This is a genomic window from Paraburkholderia sp. RAU2J (genome assembly GCF_003634845.1).
Taxonomy (GTDB): domain Bacteria; phylum Pseudomonadota; class Gammaproteobacteria; order Burkholderiales; family Burkholderiaceae; genus Paraburkholderia; species Paraburkholderia fynbosensis.
On sequence record NZ_RBXG01000001.1, the window covers coordinates 1,006,899 to 1,023,193 of the forward strand.

A 16,295-nucleotide genomic window follows, 5' to 3' on the forward strand; every position below is an offset into this window, starting at 1 on the left:
CTTACGCGTCCTTACTGGATGGATCCTCGCAATGACTGCGGCTTTATAGTCGGCGACGGCAACCTCGATGCCGCCCTTCTCTGTCCGCCCGGTTACTTGGGGCGGACTTTTTTTCGCCTGCGGTTTTTGCGCGAGTCTTTGACGCGCCTTAGCTCACGAGCCGGGCGCGCAACGTATCGATCGTCGTTTGCGACATGCCGAGGCCGCGCGTCAGATAGTTCGCCATCGTGCCGTAGCTCATCTGCACCTGATCGAAACCGGCTTGCAGATAACTCTCCTGAACTTCCAGCAAAGGCATCTGGATCGCGACGGCGGCCTCGCCGTCCTGCGCGCGCAACGTCTTGGTCTGCTCGTCGAGCGACGCCGCCAGGTAGGTGTTGCTGAGCAGATAGTCCTGCATGATGACGTCGAGCGGCACGTTGGCGATGCCGAGCAACAGCGCCGCGACCCAGCCGGCGCGATCCTTACCCGCATTGGAATGAAACAGTTGCGCGCCGGCGCCGTCGGCAAGACGCGTCAGGAGCGTGCCGTACGCGGCTCGCTGCGCGGCGCCGGTCACATAGCCGCGCGCTTGCGCTTCCATGAACGCGGTGGCGGCCGTCGCCGTATCCATCACAGGCACGACGAAGTCGCTGCTGCCGAGCACGTTGAGCGTTTGCGACGTCGCGCCGCGCGGCAGCACGTCGTCTTGCCGCGCGATTTCGCCAGGCGTGCGCAGATCGTAGACCGACGCGATGCCGAGTTTGTCGATCGCGGTTTCATCGGCGCCGTTCAGCGTCAGCACATTCGCGCGATAGAACGCGCCACGGCGCACCCGTTTGCCATCGACGGTCGTGTAACCGGCGCCCACGCCCGCCAGATCGCGAAAGTTGCTGACCGACGCAAGACGCGGGGTCTCGGCCAGTTCGGTGTCGAGGTCGCCACCGCCGCACGCCGACAGCAACGCGCCGCCCAGACCGGAAGCGAGCACCACGTTCGCGGAGCCCTTGAGGAAGCCCCTGCGCGACATGGAGACTGCACCGCGCGTGCAATGGCCTTCCCTCACGATCGAACTGGCTGAGCGGTGGGACGGCGAGCAGGATTTCGCGGTTGCGGGCATTAGGCGTGGGCGTGAGGGAGTAATGCGCAGCATCGAGGCTGCGAGCGAAGTTTAACGGTGGTCAATATCTTTTGCGTTACACAGTAGCAGTTCGTAAGGCAAGGCGAGATCTGCGTTGGTCCACTGGCGGCGGCTCGATCGGCCAGCCAAAGGCGCGCGGCATGTTTCCGGACTCGTTTCTACCTGCTTGCGTCTCTTATCGCCGGTTATCGGCGCTTATCAGCGATTACCGCTGCTGCCATTTTTGACCACAACTGGCCGCAGGACGCCGCATCCCCGTAGAATACAACCACCCTGCTATCAAGCCCCCGCCGGCAGAAAGACCTGGAGACCACAACAAAACATGCCTTCTCTCCAATGGTTCACCGAGCTGACCACGCGCGAGCGCCGCACGCTTTACGCCGGCTTCGGCGGCTATGCGGTCGATGCCTTCGACTTCATGATCTACTCGTTCCTCATTCCGACGCTGATCGCGACCTGGGGCATGACCAAAAGCGAAGCCGGCATGATCGCCACCAGCTCGCTGATCTCGTCGGCCATCGGCGGCTGGCTCGCCGGCATTCTCGCCGATCGCTACGGCCGGATCCGCGTGTTGCAGTGGACCATCGCCACCTTCGCGGTGTTCACTTTCCTGTCGGGCTTCACGAACTCGTTCTGGCAACTGCTCACGACCCGCACGCTGCAAGGCATCGGCTTCGGCGGTGAGTGGTCGGTCGTGACGATCATGATGGCCGAAACCATCCGCTCGCCGCAGCATCGCGCCAAGGCGGTCGGCACCGTGCAAAGCAGCTGGTCGTTCGGCTGGGCCGCGGCGGCGATCGTCTATTGGGCAGCCTTCGCGCTGCTGCCGGAACAGTACGCATGGCGCGCGTGCTTCTGGATCGGCCTGCTGCCCGCGGCGTGGATCATCTACATCCGCCGCAATGTGAGCGATCCCGAGATCTATCTCGAGACGCGCCGCGCGCGCGAAAGCGGCTTCGACACCTCGCACTTCATGCAGATTTTCTCGGCCGCTCACGTGAAGACCACGCTGCTCGGCAGCGCGTTGTGCACCGGCATGCTCGGCGGCTATTACGCGATCACCACGTGGCTGCCGACCTATCTGAAGACCGTGCGCCACCTGTCGGTGTTCAACACCAGCGGCTATCCGATCGTGCTGATCGTCGGCTCGTTCACCGGCTATATCGTCGGCGCGATTCTGTGCGACAGGATCGGCCGGCGCGCGTCGTTCGTGCTGTTCGCCATCGGCTCGTTCGTGCTCGGCATGGTCTATACGATGCTGCCGATCACCGACGTCATGATGCTCGCACTCGGCTTCCCGCTCGGGATCGTCGTGCAAGGCATTTTCGCGGGCGTCGGTGCGTATCTGTCGGAACTCTATCCGAACGAGATACGCGGCTCGGGCCAGGGCTTCTGCTACAACCTGGGACGCGGGCTCGGCTCGTTCTTCCCGATCCTGGTCGGTACACTGTCGCAAACCATGACGCTCGTGAAGGCGATGGGTATCGTGGCCGGTTCGGGCTATCTGCTCGTGATCGTCGCCGCGCTGTGCCTGCCGGAAACCAAGGGCAAGGTGCTCGGCTCGACACGCGTGGCCATCTGAAATCGCCGGCATTCGCCTGAATTTGCCGTACACACACATGAAAACGATAGTTCTCGGCGGCGGCGTCATCGGCGTCGCCAGCGCTTTTTACCTGTGCCAGCAAGGCTGCGACGTCACGGTGATCGAGCGCGAACCCGACGTCGCACTGTCCACCAGTTTCGGCAACGCCGGCGTGATCGCCCCGGGCTATGTGACGCCGTGGGCCGCGCCGGGCATGCCGGCCAAAATCCTCAAATACCTGTTCAAGCCAACCTCGCCGTTGATCTTCCGGCCCACGTTCAATCCCGCGCAATGGCGCTGGATCGCGCGCTGGCTGCGCGAATGCGACCTCGAACGCTTTCGCGTCAACAAACAGCGGATGCAGCGCATCGCCTACTACAGCCGCGATTGTCTGCACGAGTTTCGCAGCCGCCATCCGTTCGATTACGGCCGCAGCCAGGGTTATCTGCAGCTGTTTCGCAGCGAGTACGACCTCGAACTCGCTCAACCGGCGCTCGCGGTGCTGCGCGACGCGGGCATTGCGCATCGGGAAATCAACGCGGCGCAATGTGTGGAGATCGAACCGGGATTGCGCTGGGCCCGTCAGACGCCGCTCGCCGGTCTCTATCTGCCCGACGACGAAGCCGGCGACTGCGCGCGCTTCACCCGCGAGTTGCGCGCGATCTGCGAGCGCAACGGCGTGCGCTTTCGCTTCGACACGCGTGTGACGTCGCTCGATGTGCAAGGCGCAGCGGTGCGCGGCGTGCGTGTCGACAGTGAACGCGGTAGCGAAGCATGGCAGGCCGACGCGGTGGTGGTGGCGTTGGGCGTCGATAGCGCGGCGCTGCTCGCACCGCTCGGCGTGAAAGTGCCGCTCTATCCCGTGAAAGGGTATTCGGCGACGCTGCCTATCACCGACGAAGAAAAGGCCCCCCGCGCCGCGTTGATGGACGAGTCGCTGAAAACGGCAATCACACGCTTCGGCAATAACTTGCGCGTGGCGGGGACGGCGGAGCTGGGCAATGGCCAATCCACCCTGCGCGAACAGGCGCTGCAGACGTTGATGAAAGTACTCGCCGACTGGTTCCCGCACGCGGCCAATCCCACGTCCGCGCATTTCTGGGTCGGCCGCCGGCCGATGACGCCCGATGGCGCGCCGCTGCTCGGCCCATCCGGCGTGGACAATCTGTGGCTGAACCTCGGGCACGGTTCGACCGGCTGGGCGATGTCGATGGGCTCGGGACGCGTGGTCGCGGATCTGATCGCGCAGCGCAAACCGGAGATCGATCTCGATGGGCTGACGTTGGCGCGATATCGGAAGTAACGGCGCATTCGCGCCAGGCCCGCGAACCACGGGACACTAAGAAGCCGGGTCCGCCCTCTCAGGCGGCCCGGCTTTGTTTTTCACCGCTGTGATGTACCGCCGTGATGTACCGCTTATGTGCCGTTGTTCAGCACATTGTCGTCTCCACCTCTTCCTGCAAGCAGTGGCCCATTTCCGTGTCACGCAATCCCAAGCGCGGACCACAACGGAAACCGGCCGAAGACGCTTTAGCGCGGCAGTTCCGAATGACCCATCAGGAACGCATCGACCGAACGCGCGCACTGACGGCCTTCGCGGATCGCCCACACCACCAGCGACTGGCCGCGACGCATATCGCCCGCGGTGAACACCTTGCCCACCGACGTGTAATACGCCTTGTCGCCTTCGGTCGACGCGCGCACGTTGCCGCGCGCATCCTTGTCGACGCCGAACGCCTCGAGCACCGGCGATACCGGTTGCGTGAAGCCCATCGCGAGCAGCACCAGATCGGCCTTCATTTCGAATTCCGAGTTCGGCACTTCCTGCATCTTGCCGTCCTTCCATTCGACGCGCGCGGCGATCAGCTTCTCGACCTTGCCGTTCTTGCCTTCGAGGCGCTTGGTCGCGACCGCCCAATCGCGCTCGCAGCCTTCGTCATGCGACGACGACGTGCGCAGCTTGATCGGCCAGTACGGCCACACGAGCGGCTTGTTCTCTTCTTCCGGCGGTTGCGGCAGCAACTCGAATTGCGTGACGCTCTTCGCGCCGTGACGATTCGACGTGCCCACGCAGTCCGAACCCGTATCGCCGCCGCCGATCACGACCACGTGCTTGCCCTTCGCGAGCAACTGGTTCGCGACCTTGTCGCCGGCATTGACCTTGTTCTGCTGCGGCAGGAAGTCCATCGCATAGTGGACGCCTTCCAGTTCGCGCCCCGGCACCGGCAGATCGCGCGGCGTTTCCGAACCACCGGCGACCACGACCGCGTCGAACTGTTCTTTCAGCTCGGCCGGCGTGATGGTTTCCTTTGCCGTGCTGCCGATGTAGGCCGGCAGCGAATCCGCCTTGCCGACGAACACGTTGGCGCGGAACGTCACGCCTTCGGCTTCCATCTGGCGCATGCGGCGATCGATCAGCCACTTCTCCAGCTTGAAGTCGGGAATGCCGTAACGCAGCAAGCCACCGATGCGGTCGTTCTTCTCGAACACGGTGACATCGTGCCCCGCGCGCGCGAGTTGCTGCGCGACAGCGAGACCCGCGGGGCCAGAGCCGACCACCGCGACCTTCTTGCCGGTCTTGTGCTTCGGCGGCTGCGGCGCCACCCAGCCTTCGGCCCAGGCTTTGTCGATGATCGCGTGCTCGATCGACTTGATGCCGACCGGGTCGTCGTTGATGCCGAGCGTACACGCCGCTTCGCACGGTGCCGGACAGATGCGGCCCGTGAACTCCGGGAAGTTGTTCGTGGAGTGCAGCACTTCGATCGCGTTCTTCCAGTCCTGATGGAACACCAGGTCGTTGAAGTCCGGGATGATGTTGTTCACCGGGCAGCCGTTGTTGCAAAACGGAATGCCGCAGTCCATGCAACGTGCGCCTTGAATCTTCGCTTCGTCGTCGGTGAGAGCCGCGACGAATTCCTTGTAGTGCTTCACACGCGTGAGCGGAGCTTCGTACGCCTCGTGGCGGCGTTCGAACTCGAGAAAACCGGTTGCCTTGCCCATGTGGTTCTCTTCTCTATCTGTATCTAGGGGTGATCTGGACCCGCCGCGCGTCGGATTGCCGGGCGGCGGCGGGTACGGCTAATGGTGACGTCCTGCTGACGGGCAGCGAAGCGAATCAGGCGGCGAGTACTTCTTTGTTCGCCTTCTTCGCTGCCAGCTCGCTCAGCGCGCGCTTGTATTCGGTCGGGAACACCTTCACGAATTGACGGCGCGATGCGTCCCAGTTTTCGAGCAGCGCTTTCGCACGCGGCGAACCGGTGAACTGGAAGTGACGCTCGATGAGCCCCTTCAGCAGTGCCTCGTCGGTCGTCTCGGCGTGCCACAGGCCCTTGTCGACGGTGCGTTCCTGTTCGGCCTGCTGCAAGACCGGATCGAGCGCGACCATCGACTTGTTGCACTTGCTCGCGAACGTGCTGTCCGGATCGAACACATACGCGACGCCGCCCGACATGCCGGCTGCGAAGTTACGGCCCGTTTCGCCGAGCACGACGACCGTGCCGCCCGTCATGTATTCGCAACCGTGGTCGCCCGTGCCTTCGACGACCGCCGTCGCGCCCGAGTTACGCACGCAGAAACGCTCGCCCGCCACGCCGCGGAAGAAGGCTTCACCTTCGATCGCGCCGTACATCACCGTGTTGCCGCAGATGATGTTCTCTTCCGACTTGCCGCGGAAATCGTTGGTCGGGCGGATGATGATGCGGCCGCCCGACAGGCCCTTGCCTACGTAGTCGTTGCCGTCGCCGACCAGATCCAGCGTGACGCCCTTCGCGAGGAACGCGCCGAAGCTCTGACCTGCGGTGCCCTTCAACTGGATATGCACCGTGTCGTCGGCGAGACCGTCGTGGCCGTACTTCTTCGCGATCGTGCCGGACAGCATCGCGCCGACCGTACGGTTCACGTTGCGCACCGGCTGGATGAACGAGACGTGCTCGCCCTTCTCGATCGCCGCCTTCGCCTTTTCGATCAGCGTGTGGTCGAGTGCCTTGTCCAGACCGTGGTCCTGCACGTCGACGTGCTTGCGCGCCACTTCGGCCGGCACTTGCGGCTGATAGAACACGCGCGAGAAGTCGAGGCCCTTCGCCTTCCAGTGCTCGATGCCTTTCTTCGTGTCGAGCAGTTCGGCACGGCCGATCAGGTCGTCGAACTTGCGGATGCCCAGTTGCGCCATGATCTCGCGCGCTTCTTCCGCAACGAAGAAGAAGAAGTTCACGACGTGTTCCGGCTGGCCCTGGAACTTCGCACGCAGCACCGGATCTTGCGTCGCGACGCCGACCGGGCAGGTGTTCAGGTGGCACTTGCGCATCATGATGCAGCCTTCGACGACGAGCGGCGCCGTCGCGAAGCCGAACTCGTCCGCGCCGAGCAGCGCGCCGATCACGACGTCGCGGCCGGTCTTCATCTGACCGTCGGCCTGCACGCGGATACGGCCGCGCAACTGGTTCAGCACCAGAGTTTGCTGCGTTTCGGCGAGACCCAGCTCCCACGGCGTGCCGGCATGCTTGATCGACGACAGCGGCGATGCGCCCGTGCCGCCATCATGGCCGGCGATCACGACGTGATCGGCCTTCGCCTTCGCGACACCCGCGGCAACCGTGCCCACGCCCGATTCCGACACCAGCTTCACCGACACACTAGCCGCCGAGTTGGCGTTCTTCAGGTCGTGAATCAGCTGCGCCAGATCTTCGATCGAGTAGATGTCGTGGTGCGGCGGCGGCGAAATCAGGCCGACGCCCGGCACCGAGTAACGCAGCTTGCCGATGTACTCCGACACCTTGTGCCCCGGCAGCTGACCGCCTTCGCCCGGCTTCGCGCCCTGCGCCATCTTGATCTGGATCTGATCGGCCGACGCGAGGTATTCCGCCGTCACGCCGAAACGGCCCGACGCGACCTGCTTGATGCGCGAGCGCAGCGAATCGCCGTCCTTCAGCGGAATGTCGACGATCACTTCGTCGCCGATCACGGACTTCATCGTGTCGCCGTTCTTGATCGGAATGCCGCGCAGTTCGTTGCGGTAACGGTTCGCGTCCTCGCCGCCTTCGCCCGTGTTCGACTTGCCGCCAATGCGGTTCATCGCGACAGCCAGCGTAGCGTGCGCTTCGGTGCTGATCGAGCCCAATGACATCGCGCCGGTCGCGAAACGCTTGACGATCTCTTTCGCCGATTCGACTTCGTCGAGCGGGATCGCCTTGGTCGGATCGAACTTGAATTCGAACAGACCGCGGAACGTCATGTGGCGCTTGGTCTGATCGTTGATCAGATGCGCGTATTCCTTGTACGTCTGGTACGAGTTGCTGCGTGCCGAGTGCTGCAGCTTGGCGATCGCATCCGGCGTCCACATGTGTTCTTCGCCGCGCACGCGGTACGCGTACTCGCCGCCCGCGTCGAGCATGTTCGCGAGGATCGGGTTGTCGCCGAACGCGTCGCGGTGCAAACGGATCGCTTCTTCCGCGACGTCGAACAGGCCGATACCGCCCACCTTCGACGACGTGCCCTTGAAGTACTTCTGCACGAGGTCTTCAGCGAGACCGACCGCTTCGAAAATCTGCGCGCCGGTGTAGGACATGTAGGTCGAAATGCCCATCTTCGACATGACCTTCATCAGGCCCTTGCCGACTGCCTTGGTGAAGTTGTAGACCGCCTTCTCCGCCGACAGATCGCCCTTCAGCCCGCTGGCGAGCTGGCCGAGCGTTTCCATCGCGAGGTACGGGTGCACGGCTTCCGCGCCGTAGCCCGCGAGCAGCGCGAAGTGGTGCGTCTCACGCGCCGAGCCGGTCTCGACGACCAGGCCAGTGCTCGTGCGCAGACCTTGCTGCACGAGGTGCGTGTGGATCGCCGCGGTGGCCAGCAGCGCCGGAATCGCGACGTTGTCGCGGTCGGTCTTGCGATCCGACACGATCAGCATGTTGTAGCCGGACTTGACCGCATCGACGGCTTCCGCGCACAGCGACGCGAGACGCGCCTCGATGCCTTCCTTGCCCCATGCCACCGGATAGCAGATGTTCAGTTCGTACGAGCTGAACTTCCCGCCCGTGTACTGATCGATCGCGCGGATCTTCGCGATGTCCTTGAAGTCGAGCACGGGCTGCGACACTTCGAGGCGCATCGGCGGGTTGATGTTGTTCGTGTCCAGCAGGTTCGGCTTCGGACCGACGAACGACACCAGCGACATCACCATGTTTTCACGGATGGGGTCGATCGGCGGGTTCGTGACTTGCGCGAACAGCTGCTTGAAGTAGTGATACAGCGTCTTGTTCTTGTTGGACATGACCGCGAGCGGCGAGTCGTTGCCCATCGAGCCGACTGCTTCTTCACCGGCTTGCGCCATCGGCGCCATCAGGAACTTGAGGTCTTCCTGCGTGTAGCCGAACGCCTGCTGACGATCCAGCAAAGCAGCGGCTTCGCGGCGTTCCGTCGCGACGTCTTCGGCCTTCGCCTCGATTTCGTCGAGCTTGATCCGGACCGCGTCGATCCAGCTCTTGTACGGCTTGGCATTCGCGAGGTTGTCCTTCAGTTCCTTGTCGTCGATGATGCGACCGTGCTCCATGTCGATCAGGAACATTTTGCCCGGCTGCAGACGCCACTTCTTGACGATCTTCGACTCGGGGATCGGCAGCGTGCCCGCTTCCGACGCCATGATGACGAGATCGTCATCCGTGACGATGTAGCGCGCCGGACGCAGGCCGTTACGGTCGAGTGTCGCGCCGATCTGACGGCCGTCGGTGAAGGCGATTGCGGCGGGGCCGTCCCACGGCTCCATCATCGCGGCGTGGTATTCGTAGAACGCGCGGCGGTTGTCGTCCATCAGCGTGTGCTGTTCCCAGGCTTCCGGGATCATCATCATCATTGCGTGGACGAGCGGGTAGCCGGCCATCACCAGCAGTTCGAGACAGTTGTCGAACGAGGCGGTGTCCGATTGGCCCGGATAGATCAGCGGCCACAGCTTCGGCAGGTCGTCGCCGAGCACGTGCGACGCGATTGCGCCGGTACGGGCGTTCAGCCAGTTGACGTTGCCCTTCACCGTGTTGATTTCGCCGTTGTGGGCGATCATGCGGTACGGGTGAGCCAACTCCCACGCCGGGAAGGTGTTGGTCGAGAAGCGTTGGTGCACCAGCGCCAGCGCCGAGACCGTGCGCTCGTCCTGCAGGTCGCGGTAGTACACGCCGACCTGACCGGCCAGCAGCAGTCCCTTGTAGACGACCGTGCGCGCCGACATCGACGGGACGAAGTATTCCTTGCCGTGCTTGAGCTTGAGCGCCTGGATGCGGTGGCTCGCGGTCTTGCGGATCACGTACAGCTTCCGCTCGAGCGCGTCGGTCACGATGATGTCCTTGCCGCGGCCGATGAAGATCTGACGGATCAGCGGCTCGCTCGCCTTCACGGTGGGCGAAATCGGCATGGTGTGGTCGACCGGCACATCGCGCCAGCCCAGCACCACTTGGCCCTCGGCCTTCACCGTACGCTCGAGCTCCTGTTCGCACGCGAGGCGCGATGCGTGTTCCTTCGGCAGGAACACCATGCCGACGCCGTACTCGCCGTACGGCGGCAGCGTCACGCCTTGTTTGGCCATTTCCTCACGATAGAAACCGTCCGGAATCTGAATCAGGATGCCCGCGCCGTCGCCCATCAGCGGATCGGCGCCGACGGCGCCCCGGTGGTCGAGGTTCTCGAGAATCTTCAGGCCTTGCTCGATGATCTCGTGGCTCTTGTGGCCCTTGATGTGAGCAACGAAGCCGACGCCACAGGCGTCGTGCTCGTTTTGCGGGTCGTACAGACCTTGCGCGGCGGGAACCGGGTGAGTTGGTTGCAGGTGGTCGTTCATGGGGACACCGTCTGTGAGGGGCCGGACAGGCCGTTAAAACCATTTTTCTATTGCCGCAGTTGGCATCGCAACCACGACGGCGCTCTTTACGCTGAACGCTACGCGTATCAAAAAGCGCCGGAATTCGGAATATACGCGACGAATCAATGGAATAGCAAATAAAACGTGTTGATTGAACCCCGATTATCAGATTGGTGCATCGCACTCATTTTTTATTGGTGCCATATCAAAATAGCGCAAAAGAAAACGGCATGCGCGATGCCGTTTCCCTGTACACCTTTGACGCGAAACGCTTTATTGCGTGTGCGGCGTTTCGCGGACCTTGCGCGGCCGCCCGCGCGGCAGCGGTGAGACGCGCCGGTTTGCGGCCCGTGCCGCCCATTCCCGGTAGGTATCGCTGCCCAGCACCCAGCCTTTCAGCGTGGCCTGCTGCAGCTGGCTGGCTTCGCGTTCGTCGAGCGGCTGCTCGCACAATTCGCGGTACGCGCGCTGACGCTCGAACGGCGTGTTGCCCAGAGACCAGTACAACGGATGGTCGGTGATCAGGCTGTCGAGCGTAAGGCCGATGTGATGACGGTAGCTCGACCAGCGATAGTCCTCCGGCGCGCTGACCAGTTGCGCGCGCAGCGGACACATCTCGACGACACGGCTTGCCAGCAGGAAGTAACGCTCGCCTTCGATCACGGTGGCCCGATAGCGGCCTTCCCACAGCGTGCCACGGCGCGCGTAGCGTCGATTGAAATGCGCGACGTAGCGACGACCCACCGCCTGCATCGCCTTGGGCAAGCTCGACTCTTCCGTCGGCGTGACGAGCAACTGCACGGCGCCCGGCATCAATGCGTACGCGTGGATCGAAAGATGATGGTCGCGAGAAGCCGCTTTCAGGCAGTCGATGAAGAGCTCGTAGTCCTGGTCGTCGACGAATGCGGGCTGCTGATCGAGCCCGCGAAGGATGACGTGCTGCGGCTGGTCAGGAACATAAAGACGTGCAAGCCGTGCCATGCTGGAGTATCCAATAGTCGCGTTGGTACATACCCGAAGGTCCGAAGAACCGCATGCGCTCAAGGTTCGGCGCGGCGCGGCTGAGCCAGAAACCGCGCGGCGCTTAGGGAGAAAGCTCTAACTGCCGCGTATGGTTTGTTTCAAACGTTCTCGTCATAATGAGCGGGCCTTTTTTGGAGGAGCACATATGAAATTAAAACAGGCCGTAACGGGGATGGCGGCGCTAGTCTGCATGACAACGGCAGCGCACGCACAATCGGCCGGCAGTTTTTACGTCACGACGGGCTGGTTCCATCTTGCGCCTCAATCGAGCAGCGACCCGTTGAGAGTGACAAGCATTGGCGGCAGCCCGACCAACATCACAGAACCGAACACTGGGGCATCACTCAGTTCAGCCGACACCATCGGCGTCACCGCGGGTTACTTCATCACCGACCACATCGCCACCGAACTGGTGATGGGCTACCCGCCCTCTTTCGATCTGAACGGTACGGGCAGCTTCGAACAATTTGGCAAGCTGGGTCAGGCGAAACAGTGGAGCCCGACGCTGTTGTTCAAGTACTACTTCAACGCTCCGACCGCTGCGTTCCGTCCGTATCTCGGCATCGGCGTGAGCCGCATCTGGTTCACGGACGAAAAGATCACCAACAGCGCATTCGAAGCCAACGTTCTGCATGGTCCGACCAGCGTCACCACGGATAGTTCGTGGGAGCCGGTCTTTAATGCCGGTTTCACCTACGCGTTCAACCAGCACTGGTTCGCGGGCGTCTCGATCTCGTACCTGCCGCTCAGCACCACGGCCAAGCTGAACACCGCCGCGAACACGCCGGTGGGCACGCTGAACGTGCAGTCGCAGACCAAGATCAAGCTGAACCCGATCGTTACTTACGTCAACATTGGTTACCGTTTCTAACGCTTCGAGAAATGGGGGGCGTAGAGCTAGGGTAGTCGAATTTTCGTGGCTTGGACAACGCCGTCATCCATTCGATGACGGCGTTTCCATTTGCGCTCGCAGCAAGGGTTGATCTGCGGCACGGCAAACCAGGTGCGGCACGCATGCGTGAGCATTTGTAAATTTGACCCGGAATCGGCTCGGCTCGTGCAATATCTGCGCAGGATTCTTCACCCGCGCCACGCCCCGAGGGGCTTTACGGGTTTGGCACCGAAGTTGCGTTCTCACGGTGTTTCCGCGTCGCGACGCGCTAGCGCGTCCCGGTGACAACGCGTGAACTCTTTTCACCCTCATCGACGGAGCGACCATGACAGCACTTCCGAATACGAGAGACGCCCTCGGCGAATCCTGGACCAGCACGAGCCGCCGCGCGCGGCGCATCGCCCGCCATAGCCGCCATGCGGCCGAAGACATCGCGGGCGAGTTGCGCACGCTGTTGACCGAACTCGAATCCACACTGGCGGACGGCACCCAGGCGGACGCGGTGGCATTGCGCGGCAAGCTGCGCAAACAGCTGGACGCCGCGCGCGCCCGCCTGAACGACACCCGCGATGTCGTGCGTGAACGCGCCGAAGTCGCGATGTCCGACGCGGACAATTACGTGCATGAGAATCCGTGGCAGACGATCGCAATCGTCGGCGGGGTGGCGCTGATCGCCGGCGCGTTGTTCGCGTCGCGGTTGCGCTGAGGTGCGCCGAAGGTGCACTTCCGTGGGCGCCCGAGTTGCACTCGTTGGCCACGCTGAGTGAAGAGTCGAGCCGCCATGATTCCGGCGGCTTTGACTGACGGTGATCAGTTGCGATTCTGAGGGTGCGCATGCGTCGGCGCCCCGAGCGGGGGGCCGATGAGCATTGGCTCGCTGTGCGCTAGTTGTCGTCGATCACGAACAGCCGCTGATACTCTTTCACCGCATAGCGATCCGTCATGCCCGCGATGTAATGGGCGATCAGTCGCGGCTGCTGCGTCACGTCCGTCGATTGATAGCCCGGCGGCAATAGCCGCGCGTCTTCCGTGAACGCGTCGAACAGGCCGATCACCACGCGGCGCGCCTTGTTGGCCATGCGCATCACGCGGTAGTGACGATACAGGTTCTTGAACAGGAAGCGCTTGAGCGCCGCAGCCTGAGCGGCGATCACGTCGCTGTGCGCGACGAGCGCGGGCGCAGCGCGCACGGCTTCGAGCGAGGCCGGCGCATGCCGGGCGATGTTCTCCCGCGTCGTATCGATCAGATCCACGACCAGCGTGTTGATGATTCGCCGCACCGTCTCATGGATCAGCCTGCGGCCTTCGATCTGCGGAAAATCGCGACGCGACGCCTCGAAATGCGTCTGCCACAACTCGACTTCGGCAAGCTGCTCGACCGTGAGGAGGCCTGAGCGCAGACCGTCGTCGACGTCATGATTGTTGTACGCGATCTCGTCGGCGACATTCGCGATCTGTGCTTCGATGGATGGCTGGCGTCCTTCGAGAAAGCGCTCGCCCAACGCACCGAGCCGCCGCGCGTTGTCTCGCGAGCAATGTTTGAGGATGCCCTCGCGCGTTTCGAAGCACAGGTTCAGGCCGTTGAACGCGCCGTAGTGCTCCTCCAGATCGTCGACCACCGCGAGGCTTTGCAGGTTGTGCTCGAAGCCGCCGTGCTCGCGCATACATTCGTTCAACGCGTCCTGGCCGGCATGGCCGAACGGCGTATGACCGAGATCGTGAGCAAGCGAAATGGCTTCGACGAGGTCTTCGTTGACGCGCAGATTGCGCCCCACAGAACGCGCGATCTGCGCGACCTCCAGGCTGTGCGTAAGGCGTGTGCGAAACAGGTCGCCCTCGTGATTCACGAACACCTGAGTCTTGTATTCGAGCCGGCGAAATGCCGTCGAGTGAACGATGCGGTCGCGGTCGCGCTGGAACTCGGTGCGCGCGCTCGGCGCGGCTTCGGGATAACGGCGGCCGCGCGATTGCGCGGAATGCGCCGCATACGGCGCGAGGTGCGCTTCGAGTGCCTCCTGTGTGGGCACGGCGATCGCCGCCACGCCTGCCGCCGGGTCATGCTGTACATCGTCGCTGCGCCTGTCAGTCACCGGATTCTCCGAAACATGGGCGGCGCCTCGTGACGCGGGTGCGTGATGCGTGGCTGGGTATTGCCTCGTCGTGTCTAGACAGCGGCGGCCAGCGTGGCGTGCACCTCGGCATCGGGCGCCTGGGTGATCAGCGTCTCACCGAAACGCTTCAGCAGAATGAATTTGATTGCGCCGGCTTCCGCCTTCTTGTCGACCTGCATCAGTTCGACATAGCGCCTTTCGCCGAGCGCAGGCGCTTGGGTTGGCAAGTGCGCGGCAACGATCACGTCGACGAGGCGCCGGCGCGCGGCATCGTCGAGATAGCCCATGCGCACGGACAGATCCGCCGCCATCGCCATCCCGCAGCCGACGGCCTCGCCGTGCAGCCACTCGCCGTAGCCGAGGCCGGCCTCGATCGCGTGGCCAAAGGTGTGGCCGAAGTTGAGGATCGCGCGCAGTCCGCCTTCGCGCTCGTCCTTGGCTACCACCGACGCCTTGATCTCGCACGAACGCTTGACGGCCTCGGTCAACGCCTCGGGCTCGCAGCGATTCAACGCCTCGATGTTGGCTTCGATCCAGTCGAAGAAATCAGCGTCGGCGATCGCGCCGGTCTTGATCACTTCGGCGACGCCCGCCGCCAGTTCACGCGCAGGCAGCGTGCGCAGCGCGCCGATGTCGGCGATCACCGCCTGCGGCTGGTAGAAGGCGCCGATCATGTTCTTGCCGAGCGGGTGATTGATGCCGGTCTTGCCGCCCACCGACGAATCGACCTGCGACAGCAACGTAGTCGGCACCTGAATGAACGGCACGCCGCGCATATAGCAGGCCGCGGCAAAGCCCGTCATATCGCCGATCACGCCGCCGCCCAGAGCAATCAGCGTGGTCTTGCGATCGGCGCGCGAGCCGAGCAGCGCGTCGAAGATCAGGTTCAGGGTGCCGAGGTTCTTGTGCGCCTCGCCGTCCGGCAAGACCACCGTCGACACCTGTTTGCCGAGCGGCGCGAGCGCAGCACGCAGCGTGTCGCCGTAGAGCGGGTCGACCGTGGTGTTCGTGACGATGGTGACCGAGCTGCCGGCGATATGCGGCGCGAACAGCGCGGTCTGGCCGATCAGATCCGCACCGATATGGATGGGGTAGGCGCGCTCGCCTAGTTCGACGTTGACGGTAATCATACGGTCCATTATGACGCAGGATGTTTGGCGACGCCGGCCATCTCGAGCTGCATCAGAACCATGTTAACGAGTCCGTTGACCGACGGCCGGCCGGTTTCAATCACGAAATGCGCGCACTCGCGGTAGAGCGGATCACGTACTTCGTAGAGCGCTTCGAGGCGCGCTTTGGGATCTTCGGTCTGCAAAAGCGGGCGGTTCTTGTCGCGCCGCGTGCGCAGCCACAGGTCGTGAGGATTGGCCCGCAGATAGATCACTACGCCGTTGTTCTGGAGCGCCGCACGGTTTTCCGGCCGCAGCACCGCGCCGCCGCCCGTCGCCAGTACGATGTTGTCGCGCCCGGTGAGCTCGGAAATCACGCTCGCCTCCCGCTCGCGGAAGCCCGCTTCGCCTTCCATCTCGAAGATCACGGGGATGCGCGCACCCGTGCGCGCCTCGATTTCATGGTCGGAATCGAAGAACGGGCGATCGAGACGGCGCGCAATGGCCCGGCCCACGGTGGTTTTCCCTGCCCCCATGAGACCTACAAAAAATACATTGGCGTGTGCGTCCCGCGCTTGCAACTGTGTCCTCTGGCTAATCCGGTATGGTTCGTGCCGC

General features: G+C 63.3%; 11 protein-coding genes. 4 read left to right on the top strand and 7 right to left on the bottom strand.

Annotation, left to right across the window (positions count from 1 at the left end):
- Window positions 1–148 precede the first annotated feature (148 nt).
- A complete protein-coding gene (locus B0G69_RS04700) occupies window positions 149–1,009 on the bottom strand; it encodes a tyrosine-protein phosphatase (protein ID WP_241991260.1) in 861 nt (286 codons plus the stop codon).
- A 433-nt stretch (window positions 1,010–1,442) separates the two neighbouring features.
- Here B0G69_RS04700 and B0G69_RS04705 point away from each other — a divergent pair, with 433 nt between their 5' ends.
- Both B0G69_RS04705 and B0G69_RS04710 read left to right on the top strand, forming a co-directional pair.
- Window positions 1,443–2,702 carry an MFS transporter gene (locus B0G69_RS04705; RefSeq protein WP_121315868.1) on the top strand — a complete coding sequence of 420 codons (1,260 nt, stop codon included), beginning with the start codon at window positions 1,443–1,445 and terminating at the stop codon, window positions 2,700–2,702.
- A 37-nt stretch (window positions 2,703–2,739) separates the two neighbouring features.
- Window positions 2,740–4,005, top strand: coding sequence for a D-amino acid dehydrogenase (locus B0G69_RS04710; protein WP_121315869.1), 1,266 nt, complete (start codon window positions 2,740–2,742; stop codon window positions 4,003–4,005).
- Between the two features lie 227 nt (window positions 4,006–4,232).
- On the opposite strand, the gene B0G69_RS04715 is transcribed toward B0G69_RS04710, so the two are convergent.
- The 3 genes from B0G69_RS04715 to B0G69_RS04725 form a co-directional block, all read right to left on the bottom strand.
- Entirely contained in the window at window positions 4,233–5,702 is a 1,470-nt protein-coding gene (locus B0G69_RS04715; RefSeq protein WP_121315870.1) for a glutamate synthase subunit beta, read from the bottom strand.
- Window positions 5,703–5,817: 115 nt separating this feature from the next.
- Window positions 5,818–10,521, bottom strand: a complete 4,704-nt coding sequence (locus tag B0G69_RS04720; protein ID WP_121315871.1) for a glutamate synthase-related protein — start codon at window positions 10,519–10,521, stop codon at window positions 5,818–5,820.
- A gap of 294 nt (window positions 10,522–10,815) precedes the next feature.
- The gene (locus B0G69_RS04725; protein WP_121315872.1) at window positions 10,816–11,523 is read right to left on the bottom strand and encodes a transposase; all 708 of its coding nucleotides are present in this window, start codon (window positions 11,521–11,523) and stop codon (window positions 10,816–10,818) included.
- A gap of 187 nt (window positions 11,524–11,710) precedes the next feature.
- Between B0G69_RS04725 and B0G69_RS04730 the strand changes: the two genes are divergently transcribed.
- Both B0G69_RS04730 and B0G69_RS04735 read left to right on the top strand, forming a co-directional pair.
- Window positions 11,711–12,436, top strand: a complete 726-nt coding sequence (locus B0G69_RS04730; RefSeq protein WP_121315873.1) for an OmpW family outer membrane protein — start codon at window positions 11,711–11,713, stop codon at window positions 12,434–12,436.
- A 346-nt stretch (window positions 12,437–12,782) separates the two neighbouring features.
- Window positions 12,783–13,163 carry a DUF883 family protein gene (locus tag B0G69_RS04735; RefSeq protein ID WP_121315874.1) on the top strand — a complete coding sequence of 127 codons (381 nt, stop codon included), beginning with the start codon at window positions 12,783–12,785 and terminating at the stop codon, window positions 13,161–13,163.
- A 178-nt stretch (window positions 13,164–13,341) separates the two neighbouring features.
- On the opposite strand, the gene B0G69_RS04740 is transcribed toward B0G69_RS04735, so the two are convergent.
- The 3 genes from B0G69_RS04740 to B0G69_RS04750 all read right to left on the bottom strand — a co-directional run bounded on the left by B0G69_RS04740 (window position 13,342) and on the right by B0G69_RS04750 (window position 16,258).
- Window positions 13,342–14,547 (bottom strand): deoxyguanosinetriphosphate triphosphohydrolase, encoded by a 1,206-nt coding sequence (locus B0G69_RS04740; protein ID WP_121315875.1) that lies wholly within the window; start codon window positions 14,545–14,547, stop codon window positions 13,342–13,344.
- A gap of 74 nt (window positions 14,548–14,621) precedes the next feature.
- A complete protein-coding gene (gene aroB, locus B0G69_RS04745) occupies window positions 14,622–15,707 on the bottom strand; it encodes a 3-dehydroquinate synthase (RefSeq protein WP_199731141.1) in 1,086 nt (361 codons plus the stop codon).
- The gene (locus tag B0G69_RS04750; RefSeq protein ID WP_121315876.1) at window positions 15,707–16,258 is read right to left on the bottom strand and encodes a shikimate kinase; all 552 of its coding nucleotides are present in this window, start codon (window positions 16,256–16,258) and stop codon (window positions 15,707–15,709) included. The genes aroB and B0G69_RS04750 overlap by 1 nt, the downstream gene beginning before the upstream one ends.
- Between the last annotated feature and the right edge of the window lie 37 nt (window positions 16,259–16,295).

Bases quoted from the DNA above. Each gene is read 5' to 3' on its own strand.
- B0G69_RS04735 (WP_121315874.1), top strand. From the start codon at position 12,783: ATGACAGCACTTCCGAATACGAGAGACGCCCTCGGCGAATCCTGGACC.
- B0G69_RS04720 (WP_121315871.1), bottom strand. From the start codon at position 10,521: ATGAACGACCACCTGCAACCAACTCACCCGGTTCCCGCCGCGCAAGGT.
- aroB (WP_199731141.1), bottom strand. From the start codon at position 15,707: ATGGACCGTATGATTACCGTCAACGTCGAACTAGGCGAGCGCGCCTAC.
- B0G69_RS04725 (WP_121315872.1), bottom strand. From the start codon at position 11,523: ATGGCACGGCTTGCACGTCTTTATGTTCCTGACCAGCCGCAGCACGTC.
- B0G69_RS04705 (WP_121315868.1), top strand. From the start codon at position 1,443: ATGCCTTCTCTCCAATGGTTCACCGAGCTGACCACGCGCGAGCGCCGC.
- B0G69_RS04700 (WP_241991260.1), bottom strand. From the start codon at position 1,009: ATGTCGCGCAGGGGCTTCCTCAAGGGCTCCGCGAACGTGGTGCTCGCT.
- B0G69_RS04730 (WP_121315873.1), top strand. From the start codon at position 11,711: ATGAAATTAAAACAGGCCGTAACGGGGATGGCGGCGCTAGTCTGCATG.
- B0G69_RS04710 (WP_121315869.1), top strand. From the start codon at position 2,740: ATGAAAACGATAGTTCTCGGCGGCGGCGTCATCGGCGTCGCCAGCGCT.
- B0G69_RS04715 (WP_121315870.1), bottom strand. From the start codon at position 5,702: ATGGGCAAGGCAACCGGTTTTCTCGAGTTCGAACGCCGCCACGAGGCG.